Annotated in this window: 17 protein-coding genes and 4 tRNA genes; 6 read left to right on the top strand and 15 right to left on the bottom strand. The window is 70.7% G+C overall.

The features are described from left to right. Nucleotides 1-273 precede the first annotated feature (273 nt). Nucleotides 274-3,129, top strand: a complete 2,856-nt coding sequence (locus AB0H93_RS24665; protein WP_358575482.1) for a DEAD/DEAH box helicase — start codon at nt 274-276, stop codon at nt 3,127-3,129. Nucleotides 3,130-3,181: 52 nt separating this feature from the next. Next, the gene (locus AB0H93_RS24670) at nt 3,182-3,958 is read left to right on the top strand and encodes an SWIM zinc finger family protein (protein WP_358575483.1); all 777 of its coding nucleotides are present in this window, start codon (nt 3,182-3,184) and stop codon (nt 3,956-3,958) included. A gap of 5 nt (nt 3,959-3,963) precedes the next feature. On the opposite strand, the gene AB0H93_RS24675 is transcribed toward AB0H93_RS24670, so the two are convergent. From AB0H93_RS24675 to AB0H93_RS24705, 7 genes are all read right to left on the bottom strand, one after another. Next, nucleotides 3,964-4,743 (bottom strand): enoyl-CoA hydratase, encoded by a 780-nt coding sequence (locus tag AB0H93_RS24675; RefSeq protein WP_358575484.1) that lies wholly within the window; start codon nt 4,741-4,743, stop codon nt 3,964-3,966. A 114-nt stretch (nt 4,744-4,857) separates the two neighbouring features. After that, nucleotides 4,858-5,340: a hypothetical protein gene (locus AB0H93_RS24680; RefSeq protein WP_358575485.1), complete on the bottom strand. Its 483-nt coding sequence runs from the start codon at nt 5,338-5,340 to the stop codon at nt 4,858-4,860. Beyond that, nucleotides 5,337-7,172: a glycoside hydrolase family 15 protein gene (locus AB0H93_RS24685; protein ID WP_358575486.1), complete on the bottom strand. Its 1,836-nt coding sequence runs from the start codon at nt 7,170-7,172 to the stop codon at nt 5,337-5,339. Before AB0H93_RS24685 ends, AB0H93_RS24680 begins: the two co-directional genes overlap by 4 nt. Nucleotides 7,173-7,494: 322 nt before the next feature. Next, nucleotides 7,495-7,569 (bottom strand) — tRNA-Val (locus AB0H93_RS24690). A 1-nt stretch (nt 7,570) separates the two neighbouring features. Beyond that, nucleotides 7,571-7,642 (bottom strand) — tRNA-Cys (locus AB0H93_RS24695). A gap of 47 nt (nt 7,643-7,689) precedes the next feature. After that, nucleotides 7,690-7,762 (bottom strand) — tRNA-Gly (locus tag AB0H93_RS24700). A gap of 140 nt (nt 7,763-7,902) precedes the next feature. Further along, entirely contained in the window at nt 7,903-8,328 is a 426-nt protein-coding gene (locus AB0H93_RS24705; protein WP_093261194.1) for an SsgA family sporulation/cell division regulator, read from the bottom strand. A gap of 951 nt (nt 8,329-9,279) precedes the next feature. On the opposite strand from AB0H93_RS24705, the gene AB0H93_RS24710 reads away from it, so the two are divergent. Beyond that, on the top strand, nt 9,280-9,669 hold the full coding sequence (locus AB0H93_RS24710; protein ID WP_358575619.1) for a TIGR02611 family protein: 390 nt from the start codon (nt 9,280-9,282) through the stop codon (nt 9,667-9,669). Between the two features lie 58 nt (nt 9,670-9,727). After that, a tRNA-Val gene (locus tag AB0H93_RS24715) sits at nt 9,728-9,799 on the top strand. Between the two features lie 421 nt (nt 9,800-10,220). Here the strand turns inward: AB0H93_RS24715 and AB0H93_RS24720 are convergent. From AB0H93_RS24720 to AB0H93_RS24745, 6 genes are all read right to left on the bottom strand, one after another. Then, complete coding sequence (locus AB0H93_RS24720) at nt 10,221-10,646, bottom strand: roadblock/LC7 domain-containing protein (protein ID WP_358575487.1); 426 nt, start codon at nt 10,644-10,646, stop codon at nt 10,221-10,223. A gap of 30 nt (nt 10,647-10,676) precedes the next feature. Continuing rightward, nucleotides 10,677-12,827: a nitrate- and nitrite sensing domain-containing protein gene (locus tag AB0H93_RS24725; RefSeq protein ID WP_358575489.1), complete on the bottom strand. Its 2,151-nt coding sequence runs from the start codon at nt 12,825-12,827 to the stop codon at nt 10,677-10,679. 127 nt (nt 12,828-12,954) lie between these two features. After that, nucleotides 12,955-13,692 carry a dipeptidase PepE gene (gene pepE / locus AB0H93_RS24730; protein WP_358575491.1) on the bottom strand — a complete coding sequence of 246 codons (738 nt, stop codon included), beginning with the start codon at nt 13,690-13,692 and terminating at the stop codon, nt 12,955-12,957. A gap of 54 nt (nt 13,693-13,746) precedes the next feature. Further along, a complete protein-coding gene (locus AB0H93_RS24735; protein WP_358575493.1) occupies nt 13,747-14,487 on the bottom strand; it encodes an ESX secretion-associated protein EspG in 741 nt (246 codons plus the stop codon). A gap of 93 nt (nt 14,488-14,580) precedes the next feature. Continuing rightward, on the bottom strand, nt 14,581-14,970 hold the full coding sequence (locus tag AB0H93_RS24740; protein ID WP_358575494.1) for a phage holin family protein: 390 nt from the start codon (nt 14,968-14,970) through the stop codon (nt 14,581-14,583). A gap of 93 nt (nt 14,971-15,063) precedes the next feature. Next, the gene (locus tag AB0H93_RS24745) at nt 15,064-16,029 is read right to left on the bottom strand and encodes an exopolyphosphatase (protein ID WP_358575496.1); all 966 of its coding nucleotides are present in this window, start codon (nt 16,027-16,029) and stop codon (nt 15,064-15,066) included. A gap of 252 nt (nt 16,030-16,281) precedes the next feature. Here AB0H93_RS24745 and AB0H93_RS24750 point away from each other — a divergent pair, with 252 nt between their 5' ends. Continuing rightward, nucleotides 16,282-17,328 carry an LLM class F420-dependent oxidoreductase gene (locus AB0H93_RS24750; RefSeq protein WP_358575497.1) on the top strand — a complete coding sequence of 349 codons (1,047 nt, stop codon included), beginning with the start codon at nt 16,282-16,284 and terminating at the stop codon, nt 17,326-17,328. A 96-nt stretch (nt 17,329-17,424) separates the two neighbouring features. Here AB0H93_RS24750 and AB0H93_RS24755 read toward each other — a convergent pair whose 3' ends face one another. Further along, complete coding sequence (locus tag AB0H93_RS24755; RefSeq protein ID WP_358575499.1) at nt 17,425-18,285, bottom strand: hypothetical protein; 861 nt, start codon at nt 18,283-18,285, stop codon at nt 17,425-17,427. A gap of 71 nt (nt 18,286-18,356) precedes the next feature. On the opposite strand from AB0H93_RS24755, the gene AB0H93_RS24760 reads away from it, so the two are divergent. Beyond that, entirely contained in the window at nt 18,357-18,917 is a 561-nt protein-coding gene (locus tag AB0H93_RS24760) for a TetR/AcrR family transcriptional regulator (RefSeq protein WP_358575501.1), read from the top strand. A gap of 82 nt (nt 18,918-18,999) precedes the next feature. On the opposite strand, the gene AB0H93_RS24765 is transcribed toward AB0H93_RS24760, so the two are convergent. Continuing rightward, nucleotides 19,000-20,346, bottom strand: coding sequence for an MFS transporter (locus AB0H93_RS24765; RefSeq protein ID WP_358575502.1), 1,347 nt, complete (start codon nt 20,344-20,346; stop codon nt 19,000-19,002). Nucleotides 20,347-20,515 lie beyond the last annotated feature (169 nt).

Here is a 20,515-nt window from a genome sequence, read left to right on the forward strand (position 1 = left end):
GCAGCTCCGGGGTTCTGCATCGGCAATGCGCCCCGAAAGGCCCGTTCGGAAAACGACCGGAATCACGCTTTCCGCGGCACCAACACAGAAGCGGAACCGCAGGTCAGCAACTTCCTAGAAGGCATCCGAGGCGATTTGTCAAATCGCTTCGCGGCCAGAATCTGCGGCATTTGTCAAATAGCGCGCTGAGCTGGATTTCTGGGCAGCACAACGATTCTTGGGTACCGTTGTCCGGCAGCGGGGAAATCGTGGCATCGCGGTCGGGGGACAACTGTGCCCGCCGACCGGCCTGAACGGAGGACACCCATTACCGCTCCGGCAAGCACCAGAAGAACCGGCATCCCGGCGCGGCTGCAGGCGACCTTCCGGCCGCACGGCCCGCTGCCGTCCGCCGGGCAGCTCGCCCTGTGGGGCACCGACGACCCGTCCGCGGCGGCGACCGAGCTCGGCTTTCCCCTTGGTGTGCAAAGGGAACTGCCGACCGTCCTGCCGTCCGGACGCGGGGTCGGGGCGGCCGACGTGCCCGTCGTGCTGATCCCGGTCGGCGAAGCGCTCGCGCCGCTGGCGGCGCTGCCCAGCCCGGACCGGTGGCCGGGCTGGCGCCGCCCCGGCGACTCGCTGATCGCCTGGAGCGTCGCGGCGAAACTGGCCCTGGAGCATGTCGCCGCCGGGCACCTCGTGCCCGAGGTGCGCGACGACATCGCCTGCTGGCGCCTGGCCAACCCGCACGACGATCGGCTCGCCGCGCTCGCCGAGGCCCTGCCCCCGGCCGCGCACGGGCTGCGCCGCGGCGACGCGCTCTGGACCGCGGCGGAACTCCTCGCCGCCTTCGGCGACGCCGTCGCGGACGCGTGCGCGCGGAGCACCGCGATCGCCGGGAACGACTCCTGGGGAGGCAGGTGGGTCACCGCGCTGACCGGCCCGGATCCGGCGGTGCGGCTCGACGAGCAGGCCAGGTCCGAGGTCCTGGCCTGGGCCCGGCCGCTTCCGGCGAGCCCGGCCGGTCCGCTCGGCGGCCGGCTCCGCCTGCGCCTGGAGGTACCCGCCGACGACGGCGCGCCGTGGGCGCTGAGCTTCCACCTCCAGGCCGCCGACCGGACGGGGTCGGTGCCGGCCGCGCGGGCCTGGTCGGCGGGCTCCGCGACGATCCGGTTGCCGGGCGGTTCCATCGGCGCGCCGCAGGATTCGCTGGTGCGCGGGCTGGCCGAGGCGGCCCGGATCTTCCGGCCGCTGGACGCGGCGCTGTCCGAGCAGTGCCCGACCGAAGCCCTGCTGGACGTCGCGCAGGCGGCGGAGTTCCTGGCCACCGGCGAGGCCGAGCTGACCGCCGCGGGCATCGCCGTCGACGTGCCGACCGATCTCACCGGGGTGGGCCGCCTGCGGGCGCGCCTCCACTCCCCGGATTCGGCGCGGTTCCGCTGGGAGGCCGCCATCGGCGACCAGGCGTTGACGGCGGACGAGCTCGACGAGCTGATCGCGGCGGGCCGCCCGCTGGTGCGCTGGCGCGGCCACTGGGTGCGCGTCGACGTGCACGAGGCGAAGAACGTCCGCGCCGTGCTTGGGAAAACGCACACGCTGTCGGAATCCGAAGCGCTGGCGGCGGTTCTGGAGGGGCGCCGGGCCACCGAGCTCGGCGAGGTCGAGGTGTCCGCCGGCGGGCGGCTGCGGACGCTGGTCGAGCGGCTCGGCGAGCCGTCCCGGGAACCGCGGCTGGCCGGCATCGACGCGACGCTGCGCGGCTACCAGCAGCGCGGCGCGGCCTGGCTGCAGAGCATGGCCGAGCTGGGATTCGGCGCGGTGCTCGCCGACGACATGGGGCTCGGCAAGACGCTGCAGACCATCACGCTGCTGGCCGCCCGCGCCGGTTCTCGGCCGCAGCTGGTGGTGTGCCCGACATCGGTGGTCGACAACTGGCAGCGCGAACTCAACCGCTTCGCCCCGAAGCTGCCGGTCGTGCGCCACCACGGCCCGCGGCGGCCCACCACTCCCGGGGCGTTCGCCCCCGGCTCCGTCGTGATCACCACCTATCCCCTGCTGCGCACCGACGCCGCACTCCTGTCCGAAGTGGACTGGGAGGTCGTGGTGCTGGACGAGGCGCAGCAGATCAAGAACCACGCCGGGCAGACCGCGCAGGCCGCCCGCCGGTTGCGCGCGGGCGCCAGGGTGGCGCTGACCGGCACGCCGGTGGAGAACCGGCTCGCCGAGCTGTGGTCGATCATGCACTTCGCGAATCCCGGCCTGCTGGGCGGTTTTCCCCGCTTCAAGGAGCGGTTCGCGGTGCCGGTCGAGCGCTGGCAGGACGCCGACGCCGCGCGGCGGCTGCGCTCGGTCGTCGCGCCGTTCCTGCTGCGCCGCCTCAAGACCGAGGTCGCGACCGACCTGCCGCCGAAGGTCGAGTCGGTGGTCACCTGCACGCTGACCGACGAGCAGGCCGCGCTGTACCGGCGTACGGTGCGGGAAACCTTCGACGACGGCCTGGGCGCCGGCATCGGGCGGCGCGGGCGCATCCTCAAGCTGCTGACGGCGCTCAAGCAGATCTGCAACCACCCCGCGCACTTCCTCGGCGAGACCGGGCCGCTCCCGGGTCGCTCCGGGAAGCTCACCCGCGCCACCGAGATGCTGGCCGAGGTGGTGGCGGCCGATGACCGGGCGCTGGTGTTCACCCAGTACCGGGCGATGGGCGAGCTGCTCGCCGAGCACCTGGCCGCCGAGCTGGGCCTGCCCGCGGTGCCGTTCCTGCACGGCGGCGTCTCGACGGCGCGGCGGCAGGCGATGGTGGACGCCTTCCAGCACGACGACACCGCCTCGCCGCTGCTGATCATCAGCCTGAAGGCGGGCGGCACCGGCCTGAACCTGACCCGCGCGACGCACGTCGTGCACTACGACCGGTGGTGGAATCCGGCGGTGGAGGACCAGGCGACCGACCGCGCGCACCGGATCGGCCAGTCCCGCCGCGTGCACGTCCACAAGCTGGTCGCGCACGGGACGCTCGAAGAGCGGATCGCCGACCTGCTGGAGCAGAAGCGCGCCCTGGCCGACGCGGTGATCGGCAGCGGCGAGACGTGGCTGGCCGAACTGACCGACGACGCGCTGCGCGAACTCGTCGAACTGTCCACGGAGGACTCATGAGCGAAAATGGCTTCCCCGCTCATGAGATCCGCCCGCAAGATACGGAGGACTCATGAGCGGCAAGCAGCGGACGGAATCCTTCGGCGCGACGTGGTGGGGACGGCGCTGGCGGCGCGCGCTGGAGTCGCTCGGCGCCACCTACCCCAATCCGCGCCTACCCCACGGAAGATCGCTGGCGCGCAACGGCGCGGTGCAGGACCTGGTCGTCGAGCCGGGCCGGATCCGGGCCCAGGTGCACGGGCGCGGCCGGGCGCACGACATCGTCCTGACGCTTCCGGTTTTCTCCGACGCCGATTGGGAAAGGGCCGTCGAGGCGCTCGCCGGTCAGCTCCGGCACGCCGCCGCCCTGCTGCAGGGCGAGCTGCCGGAGGACGTCGACGACACGCTGCGCGAGGTCGATCTGTCGCTGTTCCCGCGAACCGGCGAACTCGGCTCGACGTGCACATGCACCAGCAAGAACGAGCCGTGCGCGCACGCCGCGGCGGTGCACTACGTGTTGGCCCCGATGCTGGACGCCGACCCGTTCCTGCTCACCAGGCTGCGCGGCCGCGACCGGGAACCGCTGCTGGCCGCATTGCGCGCGGCGCGCTCCGGCTCGGCCGAACCGGAGCGCCCGACGATCGACCGGCTCGACCCGGAAACGCTGTTCACCGCGCGCGGCGACCTGGCAGCGATCGCGGTCCACCCGCACCGGCCGGACGGCCGGGTGCCGGAAGCGCTGCGGCAGCTCGGCGAGATCCGGGGCATCGACCGGGAAAGCTGGCAGCACCTCGTGTCCGCCGGCCAGCGCGCGCGCAACCGCGCGTGGACGCTCGCCGAAGGAGCGTGAACAGGTCAGGAACGCTTGCGGTTCAGGAACTCCGACATGTACCGCTGCGGTTCGCCGGTGTCGAAGGCCGCGCCGAACTCGGCGACGCTGTTCGCGACGGCCTGGTCGATCGGCAGGTCCTCCCAGGACCGCAGGAGTTCCTTCTGCCTGCGCACCGCGGCCGGGCCGAACTCGACGAACTTCCGCGCCATGCGCTCGACCGCGGCGTCGAGAGCGGCCGGCTCGCACACCTCGTGCACCAGGCCCCAGGACAGCGCGGTGTTGGCGTCGATGTGATCGCCGGTGAGGGTCAGCCAGGCGGTGCGGCCGGTGCCGATCAGCCGCGGCAGCAGCGCCGCGTGGATCACCGACGGGATGCCGACCGCGACCTCGGGCATCCCGAAGCGGGCATCGCTGCCGCTGATCCGCAGATCGCAGGCGGCCGCCACCTCCAGGCCGCCGCCGAGGCACCAGCCGGGAATCCGGGCGATCACCGGGGCCGGGAACCGGCGCACCGACTCGCACAGGCCGCTGAGCCCCTCGATGAACTTCTCGGCGGTCGCCCGGTCCAGTGTGGACATCTCGTTGATGTCGGCGCCGCCGATGAAGGCCCGCTCGCCGGTTCCCCGCAGCACCAGCACCCGGACCTCGGCGCGGTCGGCGAGCCCGTTGATCGCGGCCGTCACGTCCTCGATGACGGGCGTGCCGACGATGTTGAGCACCTTCGCGTTCCTGATGGTGACCGTGGCGATGCCGTCCGCGGTCAGTTCCGCGACCGCGTGCTGGGTGCTGGTGATCTCCGCCAATGCCACTCCCGTTAGCCGTCCTAAGTACCGTGGCCGAACCCTAACCCGTCGCCCCGCCGGGAACCAGGCCTCACGCTGCCTTGTCGAGGCGGCGAGCTTCCGCCGGCGACCAGGTCAGCTGGTGTAGGAGATGAATCCGCCGACGAGGGCGCCGTAGAGGACATGCCCCACGAGGCTGACCACCGGTGTCACCACCCCGTAGTTGAGCAGGAGGAACCCCGGCGGTTCGAGCAGCGCGGTGCGGGGAGCGCTGGTCAGGCTGGTTCCCATCCGCGGGTGCACCACCGGCAGCAGGAGGTTCACCAACGCGGTGCCGGCGAACAGGCCGTGGACCAGACCGAACAACGCCCCCAACCACCAGCTGCTGGTTCCCAGCGCGACGAACAGCCCGAAGTAGCCCAGGGCGAACAGCTCCCCGAAGAGGAAGTGCGCCAGGTAGCCGAGGGCTTTCGCGCGCGAGCGGTTGACCGTGAGGCAGGTGCCGAGCAGGAAGGGGATGTCGATGCGGGTCAGCTTGAACTCGTTCGCCGCGCGCAATGCCGTGGTCAGCACCAGGGTGCCGATGAACCCGCCGGCGAGCGCTCCCCAGATCGTCACCGCGCCACCGCCTGCTCGGTGATCGCACAGGCCGCGCTGATCAACGCCAGATGGGTCAGGCCCTGCGGCATGTTCCCCAGGAATTCCCCCGTGGCCGGGTCGATCTCCTCGCTGTAGAGGCCCACGTCATTGGCCAGCCCTACCAGTTGGTCCATCAACTCCGCGGCCTCTTCGACATGCCCGCAGCGCGCAACGGCCTCGGCCAGCCAGAACGAGCAGGCCACGAACGCTCCCTCAGTCCCCTGCAGACCGTCGTCGCCGCCGTAGCGGTACACGAACGGTCCGCTCGCCAACTGTCGGCGAATGGCCTCGATCGTGCCGTGCAGCCGGGGGTTCTGCGGACCCGCATAACCGCGCAGCAGGCCGAGCAAGACGCTGACGTCCACCTCCTCTGCGCCGGCGCTGCGCACGTAGCTGCTCCGGTCCTCGCTCAGGCACCGCGTTTCGATGAAGTCCTCGATCGCATCCTGCTCGCGCCGCCACGCGCGTGCGTGCCGGCGGGAAAGGAGCCCTCGTTCGGCCAAGCCCAGCGCGCGGTCGAGGGCGATCCAGCACATCATCTTCGACTGGGTGAAATGCTGGGGCGCGCTGCGGACTTCCCAGATCCCCGCGTCCGCTTGCCGCCAGTTCGCGCACACGAAATCGGCCACCCTCGCCAACCGCCGCGCGATGTCGGCATCGAGCCGGCCGCCGGCCGTCGCGTACAGCCAGGCTGTCTGCAGCAGTTCGCCGTAGGTGTCCAGCTGCAGCTGCGCGACTGCGGCATTGCCCACACGCACCGGCGCCGACCCGCGGTACCCCGCCAATGCGAGCATGTGCTCGGGTGCGCGGACACCGCCGTCGAGCCGGTACAGCGGGCGCAGGCGCGGTTCGGTGAACTGGGTGGCGTGCATCAGCCACCAGAAGTAGGCCTGCGCCTCGTCGGGGTACCCGAGCGCGAGGAAGGCGTCCAGGGTGAAGGCGGAATCCCGCAGCCAGGAAAACCGGTAGTCCCAGTTGCGCCCGCCGCCGATCTCCTCGGGAAGTGACGTGGTCGCAGCGGCGGCCACTGCCCCCGACGGGGCGAACACCAGCAGTTTCAGGGCCAACGCGCTGCGCGTCACGGCTTCCTGCCAGCGCCCGGCGCCGGAGCGATCCCGCAGCCAGGACCGCCACTGGTGGCCGGTCTCCTCCAGCCGCGCCGCGCACTCCGACCGTGCGGGCACCACCAGCGGCTCCTGATGCGCGAAGCTCAGCGCGAGATCGGCCTGCGAACCCATCCGGACCTCGAAGGCACCTTCGATCTCCGTACCGGAGCACATCGGCTCGCCCGCGCCCCAGGTGCACACGGCCACCGCGTCCGTGCCTGCCGAGGCCACCGGCACGTCTGCTCGCTGGTTGATGCGCAGGCCCGCGGCGCCGTAGCCGAAACGGGGCTGCACGCACCAGCGCATGGGTACTGCTCCCGACAAGCCTTCGACCTTGCGGACCAGTTCCCGGGTTGGCGTCAACGCCGTTCCGGGCAGCGTCAAGGCATCGGTCACCCGGACCGCACCCTCGGCCGTGGCGAACGTCGTCTCCACCACGTTCGTGCTCGGGAGGTACCGGCGGCTGACCTGGTAGGGCAGCTCCGGTTCCAGCGCGAAACGGCCTCCCCGACGCGCGTCGAGCACGGCACCGAAGACCGTCGGCGAATCCAGGTCCGGCACCGCCAGCCAGTCCACCGAGCCGTCCAGGGCGAGGAGGGCCACGGTCCGGCCATCGCCCAGCGCCGCGTAGTCCCGCAGCGGCGCATACCCCTCCCGGCGCGGCATGACGACGCGCGAGCCGTTGCCGAGATCCGACCCGATCATCGAACCCCCCGAACTGCCGACTCAGATCCGGCGGCCGTTCGTCACCGTGCGATCCACGTCCCGCTCATCGGCCACACCGCTGGGCCCGGCTACGCCATCGCAGGACGCCCTCACCACGCCAGACTGCGGCAACGCGGCAGAACCGGACCAATGCCTTTCTGCCCTACGCCCACCAGCGCCGACGCCGGTTCGAGACTGCGTCCGACAAGATGAAAGCGACGCGCAGCAAGGACAACCGACCCGCGGCGAGACCTGAGCCCCCATACGCGAACAGCCCCTGCCGGTGATGACCACCGCAGGGGCTGCGAACTGCGAAAACAGATGGTGCGCGATACTGGGATTGAACCAGTGACCTCTACCGTGTCAAGGTAGCGCTCTCCCACTGAGCTAATCGCGCGAGGCGGAGGCGGGAATCGAACCCGCGTACAGGGCTTTGCAGGCCCTTGCCTAAGCCACTCGGCCACTCCGCCGGACTCCGCATCCACACCGAAGTCGGCTGGACCGCCAGAGAATCCAGAGCGGACGACGGGACTCGAACCCGCGACCCTCACCTTGGCAAGGTGATGCGCTACCAGCTGCGCTACGTCCGCCTGCCTGCGACTTCGAAGCCGGAGAACCTCCGGCCCGTCCGCCGCGTTGCACAGTGAACTTTAGACCACGCCCACGACCGCGATCAAAGGGGGGTCCCATCGCCCGGCGCGCCGCCGCGCCGGGCCGATCTCCCCCCGGATCAGCCCAGGTCGTGGGGCAGCAACCGGGTCAGTGCCTCGTCCACATCGACCCACAGGTTCTCGTTGCCCGGCACCACGACGTCGTAGGTGCGGTCGAGGAAGTCCGCGAGTTCCTGCGCCGAGGCCTCGAACACCGCGTGGCCGGACGGCGAGCTCAGCTCGATCGCCACGACCTCGGGGTCGTCGACCACCGGCCGGATCGTCACGTCGCCCTCGCCCGCGTGCGCGATCAGCCCGTCGGCGAGCAGGTCGCGGGCGAACACCCACTCGACCCAGCCGGCGCGGCCGGTGCGGAACGCGGCCACCACCGCGTACGGATCCCGGGTGTCGTAACGCAGCTCGACCTGAACCGGCACGGCAGGTGCCTGCGGAGCCAACAGATCGAACACGGCCGTCGAACGGAGTGTCACGTGATCGTTACGCATTGTCCTCCCCTTTCCGCTCCTTCCCGGTCCGCTTATCGACCGAGCAACACAGTTGTGACGCCTCATCGGGCCGAAACGCTCGCAACTCCCGCATAGATCACCCGTACGGGGCAGGCCCCAATTCGCTGGGCAATCAAGCGAACGCGCAGCGTGTTCGCGAGACTCCGGTTTCGGGGCGAACACGGATCCGGCCACCCCATTGCGAGACGGACCGGAACCGAAGTCCACACCGGAGGAAGATCCGCCGCGAACGAACTCGACTCCAGGACGTTGAGTCGCAGGACCAGCACTCCACCCAGTGACCGAACTCCACTACGTTCCGTAACCGAGCGAATCGCTCTTGCACCGGGCCTTCGATCCGTCGCCCTCGCCTTGCGGAACCCGCTGCTGCGCCCGGTCTGACCACCGGGTTTACCGCTTCGTCGAGCTCGCTTGACGTCCGCTCAAGAATAGGCGATCGGACCACCCGGCATTCTCGCAGCGAGGCCCTCCGATGAGACGCTCGCCACCACAGTTCCCCTTATCGGGCTAATGGTCCGAACCGTCTCCGTTATCGACCACGCGTGCACCCGAACGCCCGATCGAGAGTGGCGTCACACTGTGACCAGGATCGAAGACCGGCGACAGGGCCAAAAGACCCGGCACCACCCACCACCGGCGATGATTCCGGTCACATCCGAACCACGCCGGGCGAACCCGCACCGGCCAACTGCGCGCTTGACACCCCAGCCGCACGGTGACGGCCACAACCGGCCCAGGCCCGTATTCTGACGCACATCGGACACCGCGGGCGACCGGCGCCCCACGAGAGGTGTCCAACGCCGACGACCGTTCGCAACCGGCAGGTGGACAGCCCTGAACGACACGACCAAGTCGGGACCCCGCGACACCGACGCGGAACCCACCACCGACCAGCAGCGCGCGCCCAGGCTGCACGCCCTGCGACGGCGCCTGCACGCCTTCCGCGAACGAGTCCGCAGCAAGCCCGGCCTCAACATCACCTACCGCGTCGTGCTCGGCGTCTTCGGCACCGCCGTGCTCCTCGCCGGCATCCTGATGATCCCCTACCCCGGCCCCGGCTGGCTCGTCGTCTTCGCCGGCCTCGGGATCCTCGCCACCGAGTTCCACTGGGCCCACCGGGTCAACATGTTCGCCAAGCGCTACTACCAGCGCTGGGTGCGCTGGCTCGCCCGCCAGCACCTCGCCACCAAGCTCGCCGTCATGGGTGCCACCTGCCTCGTCGTCCTCACGACGCTGTGGCTGCTGGGCCTGTTCAACACGGTCGGCGGGTGGCTTGGCCTGCACTGGACGTGGTTGGCCTCCCCCCTGTTCGGCGCCTGAAAACGATCGTGTATTGTTCTTCTCGTCGCCGGGAAACGGGGACGAAACAACAGAACAAGGGCGATTAGCTCAGCGGGAGAGCGCTTCGTTCACACCGAAGAGGTCACTGGTTCGATCCCAGTATCGCCCACCGAGTTCGCCGGGTGAGCCCTGTCTACCGAATGCGTAGACGGGGCTCACTCGTTTTTGCTGTGGGGGGTCGAACCCCCCACTCCCCCCCACGGTGCGGTGGTCCGTTTCGTTGGCTCCTTGCGACGGGAGCCGTTCCCGGCCTGATTTCCGACCAGCCCTCCGTTCGGCCGCTTCGCATCGACGTGGAGTGTGTTGGGCACCTTGGCAGCCCGGTGTGGAGCGTGTTGGGTGCCTTGGTGGCGGGCTGGTTCGGTGGGCTCGTCTTCGCCCCTTCGGGGCTGGACTGTGCGCATGGGGCGCTTGGATTGGGCTGCGTCCGTCGTCGCCTCGGTTTGGTGGTGCAGCGCCGCTCCCTCTGTTGTGGTGCAGCGCCGTTCGCTTTGTTTGGGGTGAGGGGTTGTTGGGGTTGTTGGGGTTTTTTAGGGCCTTTGTTGTTGGGTTGGGACTTCTGCTCTTGGGGCCGAGCTCAGGTAATTGCCCACCCTGATCACCAGGAGGTTCATCTCGTAGGCGATCGTTCCCACGTCCGCTTCTTCTTCTCCCAGAATCGCTAGGCATGCGCCAGCGCCCGCTGCCGTAATGAAGACGAACGCGTGGTCCAGCTCCACCAGCGTTTGCCGGACTCCGCCGCCGCCGAAATGCCTTCCCGTTTCCTTCGCCAGGCTTTGGAAGGTCGCCGCCATCGCCGCCAAGTGCTCCGCGTCCGCTGTGGACAGACCCGCCGAGCGGGCCATCAGCAGGCCGTCCGCCGAGAGCACCACTCCGTCGCGGGCTCCCACCACCCGGGCCACCAGGTCGTCCAGCAGCCAGTTCAGCTCACCATCGGGGCCGATCCTGTCGGTCATCCGCGCACTTCCCCTTCGTCGCCGGACCGGTCATTCCGGTTCCTCCGCCTGCCGCGCCGCGCGCGTGCCGCGTTGGAAAGCGGCCATGTTGCCACGGCTTCGCGCCGGCGAGTGCCCGGCACGCCCGGAATCGCCGTCACCCGACTCCGAATTGCGGGCATCCGGGCGAATTCGCGGCGGGGTCGGCAATCTCGGTTCGACTTCCTCCCATTCCGCCGGGCGGGTGAAATCCGTCCTGGTGTCGAACATCGGCTCGGTCGCCAGGATTTCGGTCGGCAGGAGAACCGTCGCCACCGTGCCGTTCTCGGCGGCCTCTTGCAGGACGACCTTGATGCCGCGGCGCGCGGCGAGCTGCGCCACCACGAACAGCCCGAGCCGGGGATCGCCGCGCAACGTGATGTCCTCGAACCGCGGCGGCGTCGACAGCCGCACGTTGGCGTCGTCGCGGTCCGCCGGGCGCATCCCCAGCCCCTCGTCCTCGATCCGCACCAGCACGCCGCGCCGCTCGTTGCTGCCGTACACCTGGACTTCCGAGCGCGGCGAGGAGAACGACGTGGCGTTGTCCATCAGCTCCGCCAGCAGGTGGATCACGTCGCCCACCGGCGCACCCACCAGCGACACGTCGGGCATCGGATGTATCCGGATCCGGTCGTAGAGCTCGGTTTCGGCGACCGCCGCACCCACCACGTCCGCCAGCCGCACCGGCTTTCGCCACTGCCGCCCCGGCTGCTCGCCGGCCAGGATGATCAGGTTCTCCGCGTTGCGGCGGGCCCGGGTGGCGAGGTGGTCGAGCCGCAGCAGCGCGTCCTGCCGCTGCGGGTTCTCCTCCCCTCTCGCCAACTCGTCGAGCACCTTGAACTGGCGGTGCACCAGCCCCTGGTTCCGGTGGGCGATGCCCAAGAAGACCTTGCTGATGCCGGCCTTCGCCTGGTTCTCCCGCACCGCCGCGGCGACCGCGGTGTGGTGCGCGGTGTTGAAGGCCTCCGCCACCTGCCCGATCTCGTCGTTGCCGTGCTCCAGCGGGGAGAGCTCGGCCTCGACGTCGATCTGCTCGCCGCGCTTGAGCCTGGACATGATGTCGGGCAACCGCCCGCTGGCCAGCCGCAGCGTGTCGTCGCGCAGCTTCGCCAGCCTGGTCACCAGCGTCCGGTCGACCAGCCTCCGGGCGTTGCGCGCGGCGAGCACGATGCCGACCAGCACGGCCAGCAGCGCCGCGAGGCTGCCCACGATCACCTGGACGAACCGGTCGGTCCCGTTCTGCAGGCCGAGGTCGGAGGTCGTCTTGGCCTGCTCGATGGCGATCTCGACCAGGTCCTCGGCGACCGCGTTGGTGGACTGCCGCCACTCCTCCTCGTCGACGGCGAACTTCCCGCTGCGCTGCGGCGGGTGCTCGACGAGCGCGTTCTCGAAGCCGACCAGGCGCTGCCAGTCGGGGCTGGCGATGAGTCGCCGGTACAGCTCGATCGTGCTCGGTGCGGCCGCGGGCACCGCGGTTTCCATCCTGGAGTGGTAGGCGCCGACCAGGGCCGAGAAGGACAGGTGGTCCTCGGTGTTGAACTCACCGCCGACCAGCGCGGCACCGCCCAGCGATGCGGCCTGGGACATCTGGTCGGCGGCGCGGAACACGTCGGTCGCCACCAGGGCGGCCTGGCTGACGGCCAGATCCGGCGTCACCCGCGACTGGGTGTCGAACAGGTTGACACCGGCGTCGAGCAGCCGGTTGTAGAAGCGGAAGGTCTCCGCCCGCGACGAGTTCCCGGCATCCGCTCGGGCGCGCTGGTGCGGCAGCTGGACCAGCAGCGCGTCGAGGTCGCGCGCCCGGGTCGCGATCCGCGACGGCGCCTCCTCGGCGAGCTGCCCGAGGTTGGCGCGCATCTCGCCGACGGCCGTGTCGGTCCTCGCGCGTTGCTCGATCAGCGCGGCCGGGTCGATGTCCGGGCGGCTGAGCCGCTCCATCGCCAGCTGGCGCTCCTTCTGCAGGGCCGCCAGGCTGTTCACCGCCGGGATCGAGGCGTTCTTCACCCCGACCGCGATCACCCTCGCGCTGTAGCCGTCGTACACGGTCAGCGACGAGAACCCGAGCCAGAGGGCCAGCAGGATCACGCTCGGCACCACGCCGATGCGCGTCAGGCGGGCCCGGATCGTCCTGTAGTCACTACCCGAACTGCTCGTCCGCGTCACAGTGCTCCGCTATGTCGAACCCCCTGCGACCAGCCCGCTCCCGCACCAAACGCGGGCGGTCGCGCGGCAAAACACTAGCACAGGGTGATCATGAAAACACGGAAACGTTTCATCACCGTTGCCGCGGTCAGGCGTCGTAGTGCGGCTCGGTGCGGAGCAGGAACGTGGCGTCGTCGCCGGGCCCGAGCTCGCGGGGCTCCGCGCCGCGGGTGAACAGCCGCGCGCCGGTGCTGCCGCCGAGCTCGGCGTGCTCGCCGCGGACCCGCAGCCAGGAGCCTTCCCGGAGGCCCAGCACGGGCACGTCGTTGTCCTCCAGGAACTCCGCGATCCGCTGCTCGCGGGTCTCGCCCATGTGCGTGCTGCCCGGGTCGGGGTCCAGGTAGTGCGGGTTGATCTGGAACGGCACCAGCCCGATCGCCTCGAACGACGGCGGCTCGACGATCGGCATGTCGTTGCTGGTCCGCAGGCTGGGGCAGGCCATGTTGGTGCCCGCGCTCGCGCCCATGTACGGCGTACCGCCGCGCACGGCCTCGCGCAGCGCCGTGACCAGGCCGAGCCGGTGCAGCGTGGACAGCAGGCGGAAGGTGTTCCCGCCGCCGATGAACACCGCCTCGGCCTCGCGCACCGCCGCCACCGGGTCGTCGGCCCGGTGGAGGCCGTCGACGGTGATGCCCAGCGGCGCGACCGCGGCCTGCACGGTCGCCGCGTAGCCGTCGTGGTCGCGCTTGGCGAACGGGACGAACAGCAGCCGCCCGCGACCGGCCAGCAGCTCGGTCACGGCCGGCATGGCGTGTTCGAGGAAACCCGTGCCGTGCTTCATCGAACTGGACAGCAGCAGCAACTCCACGTCGGCCTTCTTTCCCATCGGCTACCTCCAAGCCAGGCTATCCCGACCCACCGGAATCCACAGTGGACAGGGTCAGCGGGGCAGGGGCTGGGTGCGCTCGCTGGTGCCTTCCCACAGGTCCTCGACGTACTCCTGGAGGGTCTTGCCGAGCAGGTAGGCGCCCGCCGGGGCTACCACGGTGAACGTGTCGTCCGGTGACTCCGGGATCACGGCGGCGCGGCCGGACGGCGCGTGGTGCACCTCGATCCCGAACGGCCCGCTGCGCACCGCGCCGGAGGCGACGCGCAAGCCCACCGTCAGGTGGGCGGTCATCCCGTCCGCGCGCCGCAGCAGGTCGCCGATGGCCTGCGCGTCTTCCGGCGGCACGCGGCGGCGCTTGAGCTCGTAGGCCAGCCAGTCCACCTGGCGATCTCCGCGCTGCTCGGCGTCGGCGCGCGCCTCGGCCAGCACGCGGGTCGGCACGGTGACCTCGCAGCCCTCGGCCGGTTCGCGGTCCGGCAGGCAGCCCACCAGAGCCGGCCACGGCGCATCGGGGCGGACCTTCTTCGCGGTCACCGACCCGTCCTGCACCAGCACCCGCGCCGCGTGTCCGTTGCCGACCGCCACGACGGCACGCAGCTCGGCCTCATCGGGGACGTTGACCTGCGCGAATCCGAACACCGATGCGCGCGCCAGGTTCGCGGCCAGCTCGGCCCAGGGGCCGTCCGGCGGCTCGTCGGCGGTCTGCGGCCGCTCGATCAGGAACGCCGCGACCTCCGGCCCGACCGCGTGATCGCGCAGCAGGCCGTCGAACTCCCGCAGGCTGCATCGCATCGGCCGGCTCCGTGGTCCATCAAGATCCCCTGTGGGCGGCAGGATAACCGGGGCGCTGCCCGCTTCGCGGCGTTTTGGCCGGGATCGACGGGGTCAGCGCTCTTCGACCTGGGGCCGGGTGCGCCGCACGATGCCTGCCAGGGCGCTGCTGACGATCGTAACGATCAGCGCGCCCCAGAACGCCGACCAGAAGCCGTCGACGTGGAACGGCAGCCGCAGCTCGCCGGCCAGGTAGCTGGTCAGCCAGAACAGCAGCGCGTTGACCACCAGGCCGAACAGCCCGAGTGTCAGCAGGTAGAGCAGGCAGCCCAGCGTCTTCGCGACCGGCTTGAGCACCACGTTGACGATGCCGAAGATCACCGACACCGCCAGCAGCGTGAGGATCTTCGCCGTGGTGTCCTCGCCCTCCAGCGTGATGCCGGGCAGCGCGGTGGTGATCCACACCGCGACCATGGTGATCAGGATGTACAGCAGCGTTGCCACGACGCGCCCCTCCTTGCCGGCTTCCGCAACGAACATCATCGACGCTACCGGTGTCCGGGGGCCGCGCGCTCGCGTGGCGTTGTGATCTCCGGTTCAGCTGAAGAGGGTCGCCATCAGCCGGAGGGCGTCGCCGTCGGTGTCGTCGTGCGCCTCGGCGAACCGGAAGACCAGGCCTTCGCGCAGGCCCCAGGGGCAGATCTCCAGCTCGTCCACGCCGATGGTGCGCAGGATCAGCTCGGCGACGATGGCCCCGGCCAGGATCCGGCGGGCGCGGCTGCGCGACACGCCGGGCAGCGCCGCCCGCTGCTTCTGGCCCAGCTCCGCGAGCCGGGGGATCCAGGGGCGCAGCTTGGCGCGGAGCAGCCGGTCGGGGTGGCGGGCCATCCGGCCCGGCGAGCTCTCGGTGAGCACGGCCAGCTGCCGCAGCACCTTGGACAGCGCCACCGGATGCCCGAGGTCGCGGTCGGCGAAGGTGCGCAGCGAGCCCGGGATGGCGCCGCGGACCGCCGCGACCAGCTCGTCGACCTGCTGCGGCTTCGGCGGATCGTCCGGCAGGTACTGCCTGGTCAGCCGGGCCGCGCCGAACGGCAGCGAGACCACGTCGGCGGGTTCGCCGCCGGTGCCGGTGGCCACGTCGATGGTGCCGCCGCCGATGTCCACCATGGTCAGGACGGTGCCGCAGCGGCCGTGCCAGCGGCGGGCGGCGTGATAGGTGACGGCGGCCTCGTCGCGCGGGCTGAGCACGCCGATGCGCACCCCCGCCGCCTCACTCAGCCGCTGCCGCAGCTCCGCGCCGTTGACCGCGTCCCGCACCGCCGAGGTCCCGTACGCGATCAGCGCGTCGGGTTTCTCGTCGATGGCCGCGTTCACGCAGTGCCGCACCGCCCGCTCCGCGTGCTCGACGCCCAGCTCGGTGACCAGGCCGTCCGCCCCGGTGTGCTCGGCGAGCCTGGTCCGGGCCTTCGCGCTCCAGTCGGCGCGCGGCATCCGGGACCGGTCGAGGTCGACGATTTCCAGGCGCGCAGCAGTGGACCCGATGTCCAGCAGAGCCAATTTCATGCCGCGACCGTCCGCGCACCACGCGGCTCGCGGCGCGGCGTGGTGGAGGTAATTGGCGGCATGCTCCCATTGTCGGGGTCATTTCGGCCGAAAATCCCGCCACGCCAAGGTTTTCTTGAGAGTTGTGTCACATTCTCGGGGTCGGGCACCGTCTCCCGGCGCGACTTACCCGGCGGTAGCCTCTGGGCTACCTCGGCGGCGTGGCCGACGCCCCGGCCTCGCCGCTCGCCACAGACCGGAAGGGTTCGGCCAATGCGCATCGGGATGCCGCTGAACTACAGCGGAGGGTTCAAGGAAACCGTCGACGACCTGGCCACCTACGAGAAGGCCGGATTGGACATCGTGTACGTCCCGGAGGCGTACTCGTTCGACGCGGTCAGCCAGATGGGCTTCATCGCCGCCCGCACCGAACGCCTGGAGATCGCCTCCGGCATCCTGCAGATCTACACCCGCACGCCGACGCTGACCGCGATGACCGCGGCCGGCCTGGACTTCGTCTCCGACGGCCGGTTCACCCTGGGCATCGGCGCGTCCGGGCCGCAGGTCATCGAGGGCTTCCACGGGGTGCCCTACCACGCGCCGCTGGGCCGGACCCGCGAGATCGTCGACATCTGCCGCCAGGTCTGGCGCCGCGAGAAGGTCCAGCACGAGGGCAAGCACTACAGCATCCCGCTGCCCGCCGACCAGGGCACCGGGCTGGGCAAGCCGCTGAAGATCATCAACCACCCGGTGCGCGACCGGATCCCGATCATGATCGCCGCGATCGGGCCGAAGAACGTCGAGCTGGTCGCCGAGATCGCCGAGGCCTGGGAGCCGATCTTCTACCTGCCGGAGCGGGCGGCCGAGGTGTGGGGCGAGCCGCTGGCGGCGGGCAAGGCGAAGCGCGACGCGTCGCTGCCGCCGCTGGACGTGGTCGCGCAGGCGCCGCTGGCCATCGGCGAGGGGCTCGACGACCTGCTGGACTTCGCGCGGCCGCACGTGGCGCTCTACGTCGGCGGGATGGGCGCGAAGGGCAAGAACTTCTACAACAACCTGGCCCGCCGCTACGGCTTCGAGGCCGAGGCGGAGCTGATCCAGGACCTCTACCTCAGCGGCAAGAAGGAGGAGGCCGCCGCGGCGGTGCCCCGCGAGCTGCTGGAGAAGACCTCGCTGGTCGGCACCGCGAGCCACGTCAAGGAGCGGCTGGCGGCGCTGAAGGAGTCGGGCGTCACGACCCTCAACGTGACGCCGCTGGCGGGCGACGCGGCCGGCCGGGCCAAGCTCATCGAGCAGGTCAAGCAGCTCGCCACCGACGTGTGACCGGGGTTCCGCAATTTCAATGGAAATCGGACCTCTGATTTCCATTGAAATTGCGGGAGTTGTCCACAGCCTCCGGCGTGTCGGGACCTCGCGCCTTCAAGCGAACCGCGTTCCGACTCCGAGCGTGCTGCGGGCGGGTAGCAGGCCGGAGCCGATGGCCTTGCCGAAGACCGGCTCGACGAGTTCGGCCAGCGCTCCCGCGCTCGCCTCCCCCAGCTCCCGCCAGGGCCCGGCGGCCAGCTCATCGGTCCGGTGCTCCACCTCCGCCCGCAGTCGGCGCCCGCGCTCGGTCGCCGTTCCGTCGGCGTCGACCAAGCCGCGGGTGATCAGGCGTTCCCGCGCGGCGGACCACTGCTCGTCACCCCAGCCGCGGCTGGCGAACACCTCGGCGGGCGCCACGCCCACCGAGGCGAACGAGACCAGCGCCTCGACCGGGTCCAGCCCGGCGTTCAGCAGCGCCGAGACGTGGCCGTCGCCCCGGTGTTCCCGCAAGATCGTCGCCGCCTGCCACAGCACGAGGTGCGGCTCGTCCGGCCAGGGCAGCCCCGCGTTGGCCGCCGCCAGCGGCCGGCCCGCGGTGTCGACGGCCTCCGCCGCGCGCCGGGCCAGCTTCGCGGCCTCGGCCACCGGAACACCGTCGAGCAGCCTCCGGAAGGTCCGGTCCATCGCGGTCGCGCGCGCCGCGAGGACGCGCTCCGGCGAGGTGATCTCCCAGGCCGCGGGCACGTGCTCGCGGACCATCTGCGGGTCGAAGCTGTAGAACGCCGCAGCCACCAGTTCCGCGCTGGCGGCGCCGAGCGGCGCGGAGCGCCAGGCGAAGTAGCTCGGCCAGCGCTCGTCGATCCGGTAGCCCAGTTCTTCCGCCTGCTCGAACGCCTCGGGCGCGTAGTAGAGCAGCGCGTGCACGGGCTCCAGCAACCACCACATCCGCCTTGCCAGTCCCAGTTCGTCCGCCATGACCCCTCCCAATCTTGTCGCTGACAAGATTGGGCCTGCAGGTGTCATCTTGTCAATGGCAAGATGGGCGCATGAGCACGGAGCGGCCCTACCACCACGGAGATCTCCGCCAGGCGCTGCTGGACGCGGCGGTCGAGATGATCGCCGAGAACGGCCCGGCGCAGCTGAGCCTCCGGGACCTGGCCCGGCGCGCCGGCGTTTCGCACGCCGCGCCGCGGCACCACTTCAAGGACAAGGCCGGGCTGTTCACCGCGCTGGCCGCGGAGGGCTACCGGCTGCTCGCGGAAGCCCTGGCCGACGACCTGACGCTGATCGAGCTCGGCGCCCGCTACGTCGGCTTCGCGGTGGTGCACCCGTGCCACTTCGAGGTGATGCACCAACCGGACCGGTGCCACCTCGACGATCCCGACCTGCTCGCCGCGAAGGCCCGGGCGTGGGACGCCCTGCGGGCGGGCCTGCCCGCGACACTCGGCGACGCCGAAGCCGACCGGGCCGCGCTCGCGGCGTGGTCCATCGCGCACGGCTTCGCGACGCTCCGCCTGACCGGCAACCTCCCGGCGGCGGCGCGCGACCGGGATCCCGCCGAGGCGTTCCGCGAGATCGCCGGGCTCCTCGACGTCGACCCCGACTAGGACGTTTCCGCAGGTGAATGCCCGTGAGCGCTTCGGTCTGCCATGGCAACCCAAAGTGCTCACGGGCCTGACCAGGCGAAACCTAGGCCTCCGCCACCGCTTCGCGGGCGTGCTGGGGCTCCGTCGAACCGGTCTTGTGGGTCTCGCGCAGCAGCAGCACCGAACCGAGCGTGCACAGGCCCATCAGCAGCAGGTACACCGAGACCGACGCCGAGCTGCCGGTGGCCGCCAGCAGCGCGGTCATGATGAACGGCGTGCCGCCACTGACCAGGATCGCCGCCAGCTGGTAGGCCAGCGACGCGCCCGAGTAGCGGACGCGCGGGGCGAACAGCTCGCTCAGGTACGCCGCCAGCGGCCCGTAGGTCAGGCTCGACCCGATGCTGCCCACCGTCGCCGCGATCGCCACCCCGGCGATCGACGCGGTGTCGACCAGCCAGAAGAACGGGAACGCCCACACCGCCAGCAGAACCGCACCGGCCACGATCAGCGGGCGCCTGCCCCAGCGGTCCGACAGCGCGCCGCTGGCGAAGATCACGACGATGCCGACCGCCGACGACACCAGCGTCACCGCCAGCAGCGACTGGCGCGGCATGCCCAGCTCGCGGGTGCCGTAGTCGAGCAGGCCCGAGATGCTGATGTAGAAGATCGAGTTGGTGGCGAACAGCAGGCCCGCGCCCAGCAGCACGGTCCGCTTGCTGGTGCGCAGCACCTCCATCAGCGGCGCCTTGACGACCTCGGCGTCCGCCTTCTCCTTGCGCTCCTTCAGCTCCTGGAACACCGGGGTGTCCTCGATCTTCATCTGGATGTACAGCACGACCGGCGCCAGCACCGCGCTGGCCAGGAACGGGATCCGCCAGCCCCACGCCTGGAACGCCTCGGGGCTCAGCGCCGCGCCGACGGCGAGGAACGTGATGTTGCCGAGGATCACGCCGAACGGCACGCCCATCTGCCCGAAGGTGCCCGCCATCCCGCGCCGGCCGCGGCCGGCGTTCTCGGTGAGCAGCAGGACGATGCCGCCCCACTGCCCGCCGACCGCGATGCCCTGCAGGAACCGCAGCGTCACCAGCAGGATCGGCGCGAACACGCCGATGGAGTCCGCGCCGGGCAGCACGCCGATCAGGAACGTCGCCGTGCCCATCATGATCAGGCAGGTCACCACGGCCGGCTTGCGGCCGATCTTGTCGCCGAGGTGCCCGAAGATCAGGCCGCCGACGGGCCGGGCGATGAAGCCCGCCCAGAACGTCGCGAAGGACAGCAGGACGCCGATCAGCGGGCTGGCGCCGGGGAAGAACAGGTGGCCGAAGACCAGGGCCGCGGCCGTCGCGTAGATGAAGAAGTCGTACCACTCGATGGAGCTGGCGATCAGCGCCGCGATCATCAGCTTCTTGGGGGTCCTGCTGGCGTGCGTCGTCGGGTCACTCGCAGTCATCGACAGACTCCCTTGACTTGATGGCTGGAGACCAAGATCACTTTCAGACCGACCGGTTGGTACGACTGTGATGTGCGTCTCTGCTCTCGTCAAGACCGAATTCACATCCAGACCGAAGCCGTCTCAGTGCCCCACTTGCGCGTTCGGCTGGTCACGACGGAGTAACTCG

The organism is Saccharopolyspora sp. NPDC050642, assembly GCF_040654735.1.
Taxonomy (GTDB): domain Bacteria; phylum Actinomycetota; class Actinomycetes; order Mycobacteriales; family Pseudonocardiaceae; genus Saccharopolyspora; species Saccharopolyspora elongata.

Excerpts from the sequence above, each read along its gene's own strand:
- AB0H93_RS24720 (WP_358575487.1), bottom strand. The coding sequence starts at position 10,646 with ATGACCGACAGGATCGGCCCCGATGGTGAGCTGAACTGGCTGCTGGAC.
- AB0H93_RS24760 (WP_358575501.1), top strand. The coding sequence starts at position 18,357 with ATGAGCACGGAGCGGCCCTACCACCACGGAGATCTCCGCCAGGCGCTG.
- AB0H93_RS24745 (WP_358575496.1), bottom strand. The coding sequence starts at position 16,029 with ATGAAATTGGCTCTGCTGGACATCGGGTCCACTGCTGCGCGCCTGGAA.
- pepE (WP_358575491.1), bottom strand. The coding sequence starts at position 13,692 with ATGGGAAAGAAGGCCGACGTGGAGTTGCTGCTGCTGTCCAGTTCGATG.
- AB0H93_RS24670 (WP_358575483.1), top strand. The coding sequence starts at position 3,182 with ATGAGCGGCAAGCAGCGGACGGAATCCTTCGGCGCGACGTGGTGGGGA.
- AB0H93_RS24765 (WP_358575502.1), bottom strand. The coding sequence starts at position 20,346 with ATGACTGCGAGTGACCCGACGACGCACGCCAGCAGGACCCCCAAGAAG.
- AB0H93_RS24685 (WP_358575486.1), bottom strand. The coding sequence starts at position 7,172 with ATGATCGGGTCGGATCTCGGCAACGGCTCGCGCGTCGTCATGCCGCGC.
- AB0H93_RS24735 (WP_358575493.1), bottom strand. The coding sequence starts at position 14,487 with ATGCGATGCAGCCTGCGGGAGTTCGACGGCCTGCTGCGCGATCACGCG.
- AB0H93_RS24755 (WP_358575499.1), bottom strand. The coding sequence starts at position 18,285 with ATGGCGGACGAACTGGGACTGGCAAGGCGGATGTGGTGGTTGCTGGAG.
- AB0H93_RS24750 (WP_358575497.1), top strand. The coding sequence starts at position 16,282 with ATGCGCATCGGGATGCCGCTGAACTACAGCGGAGGGTTCAAGGAAACC.
- AB0H93_RS24705 (WP_093261194.1), bottom strand. The coding sequence starts at position 8,328 with ATGCGTAACGATCACGTGACACTCCGTTCGACGGCCGTGTTCGATCTG.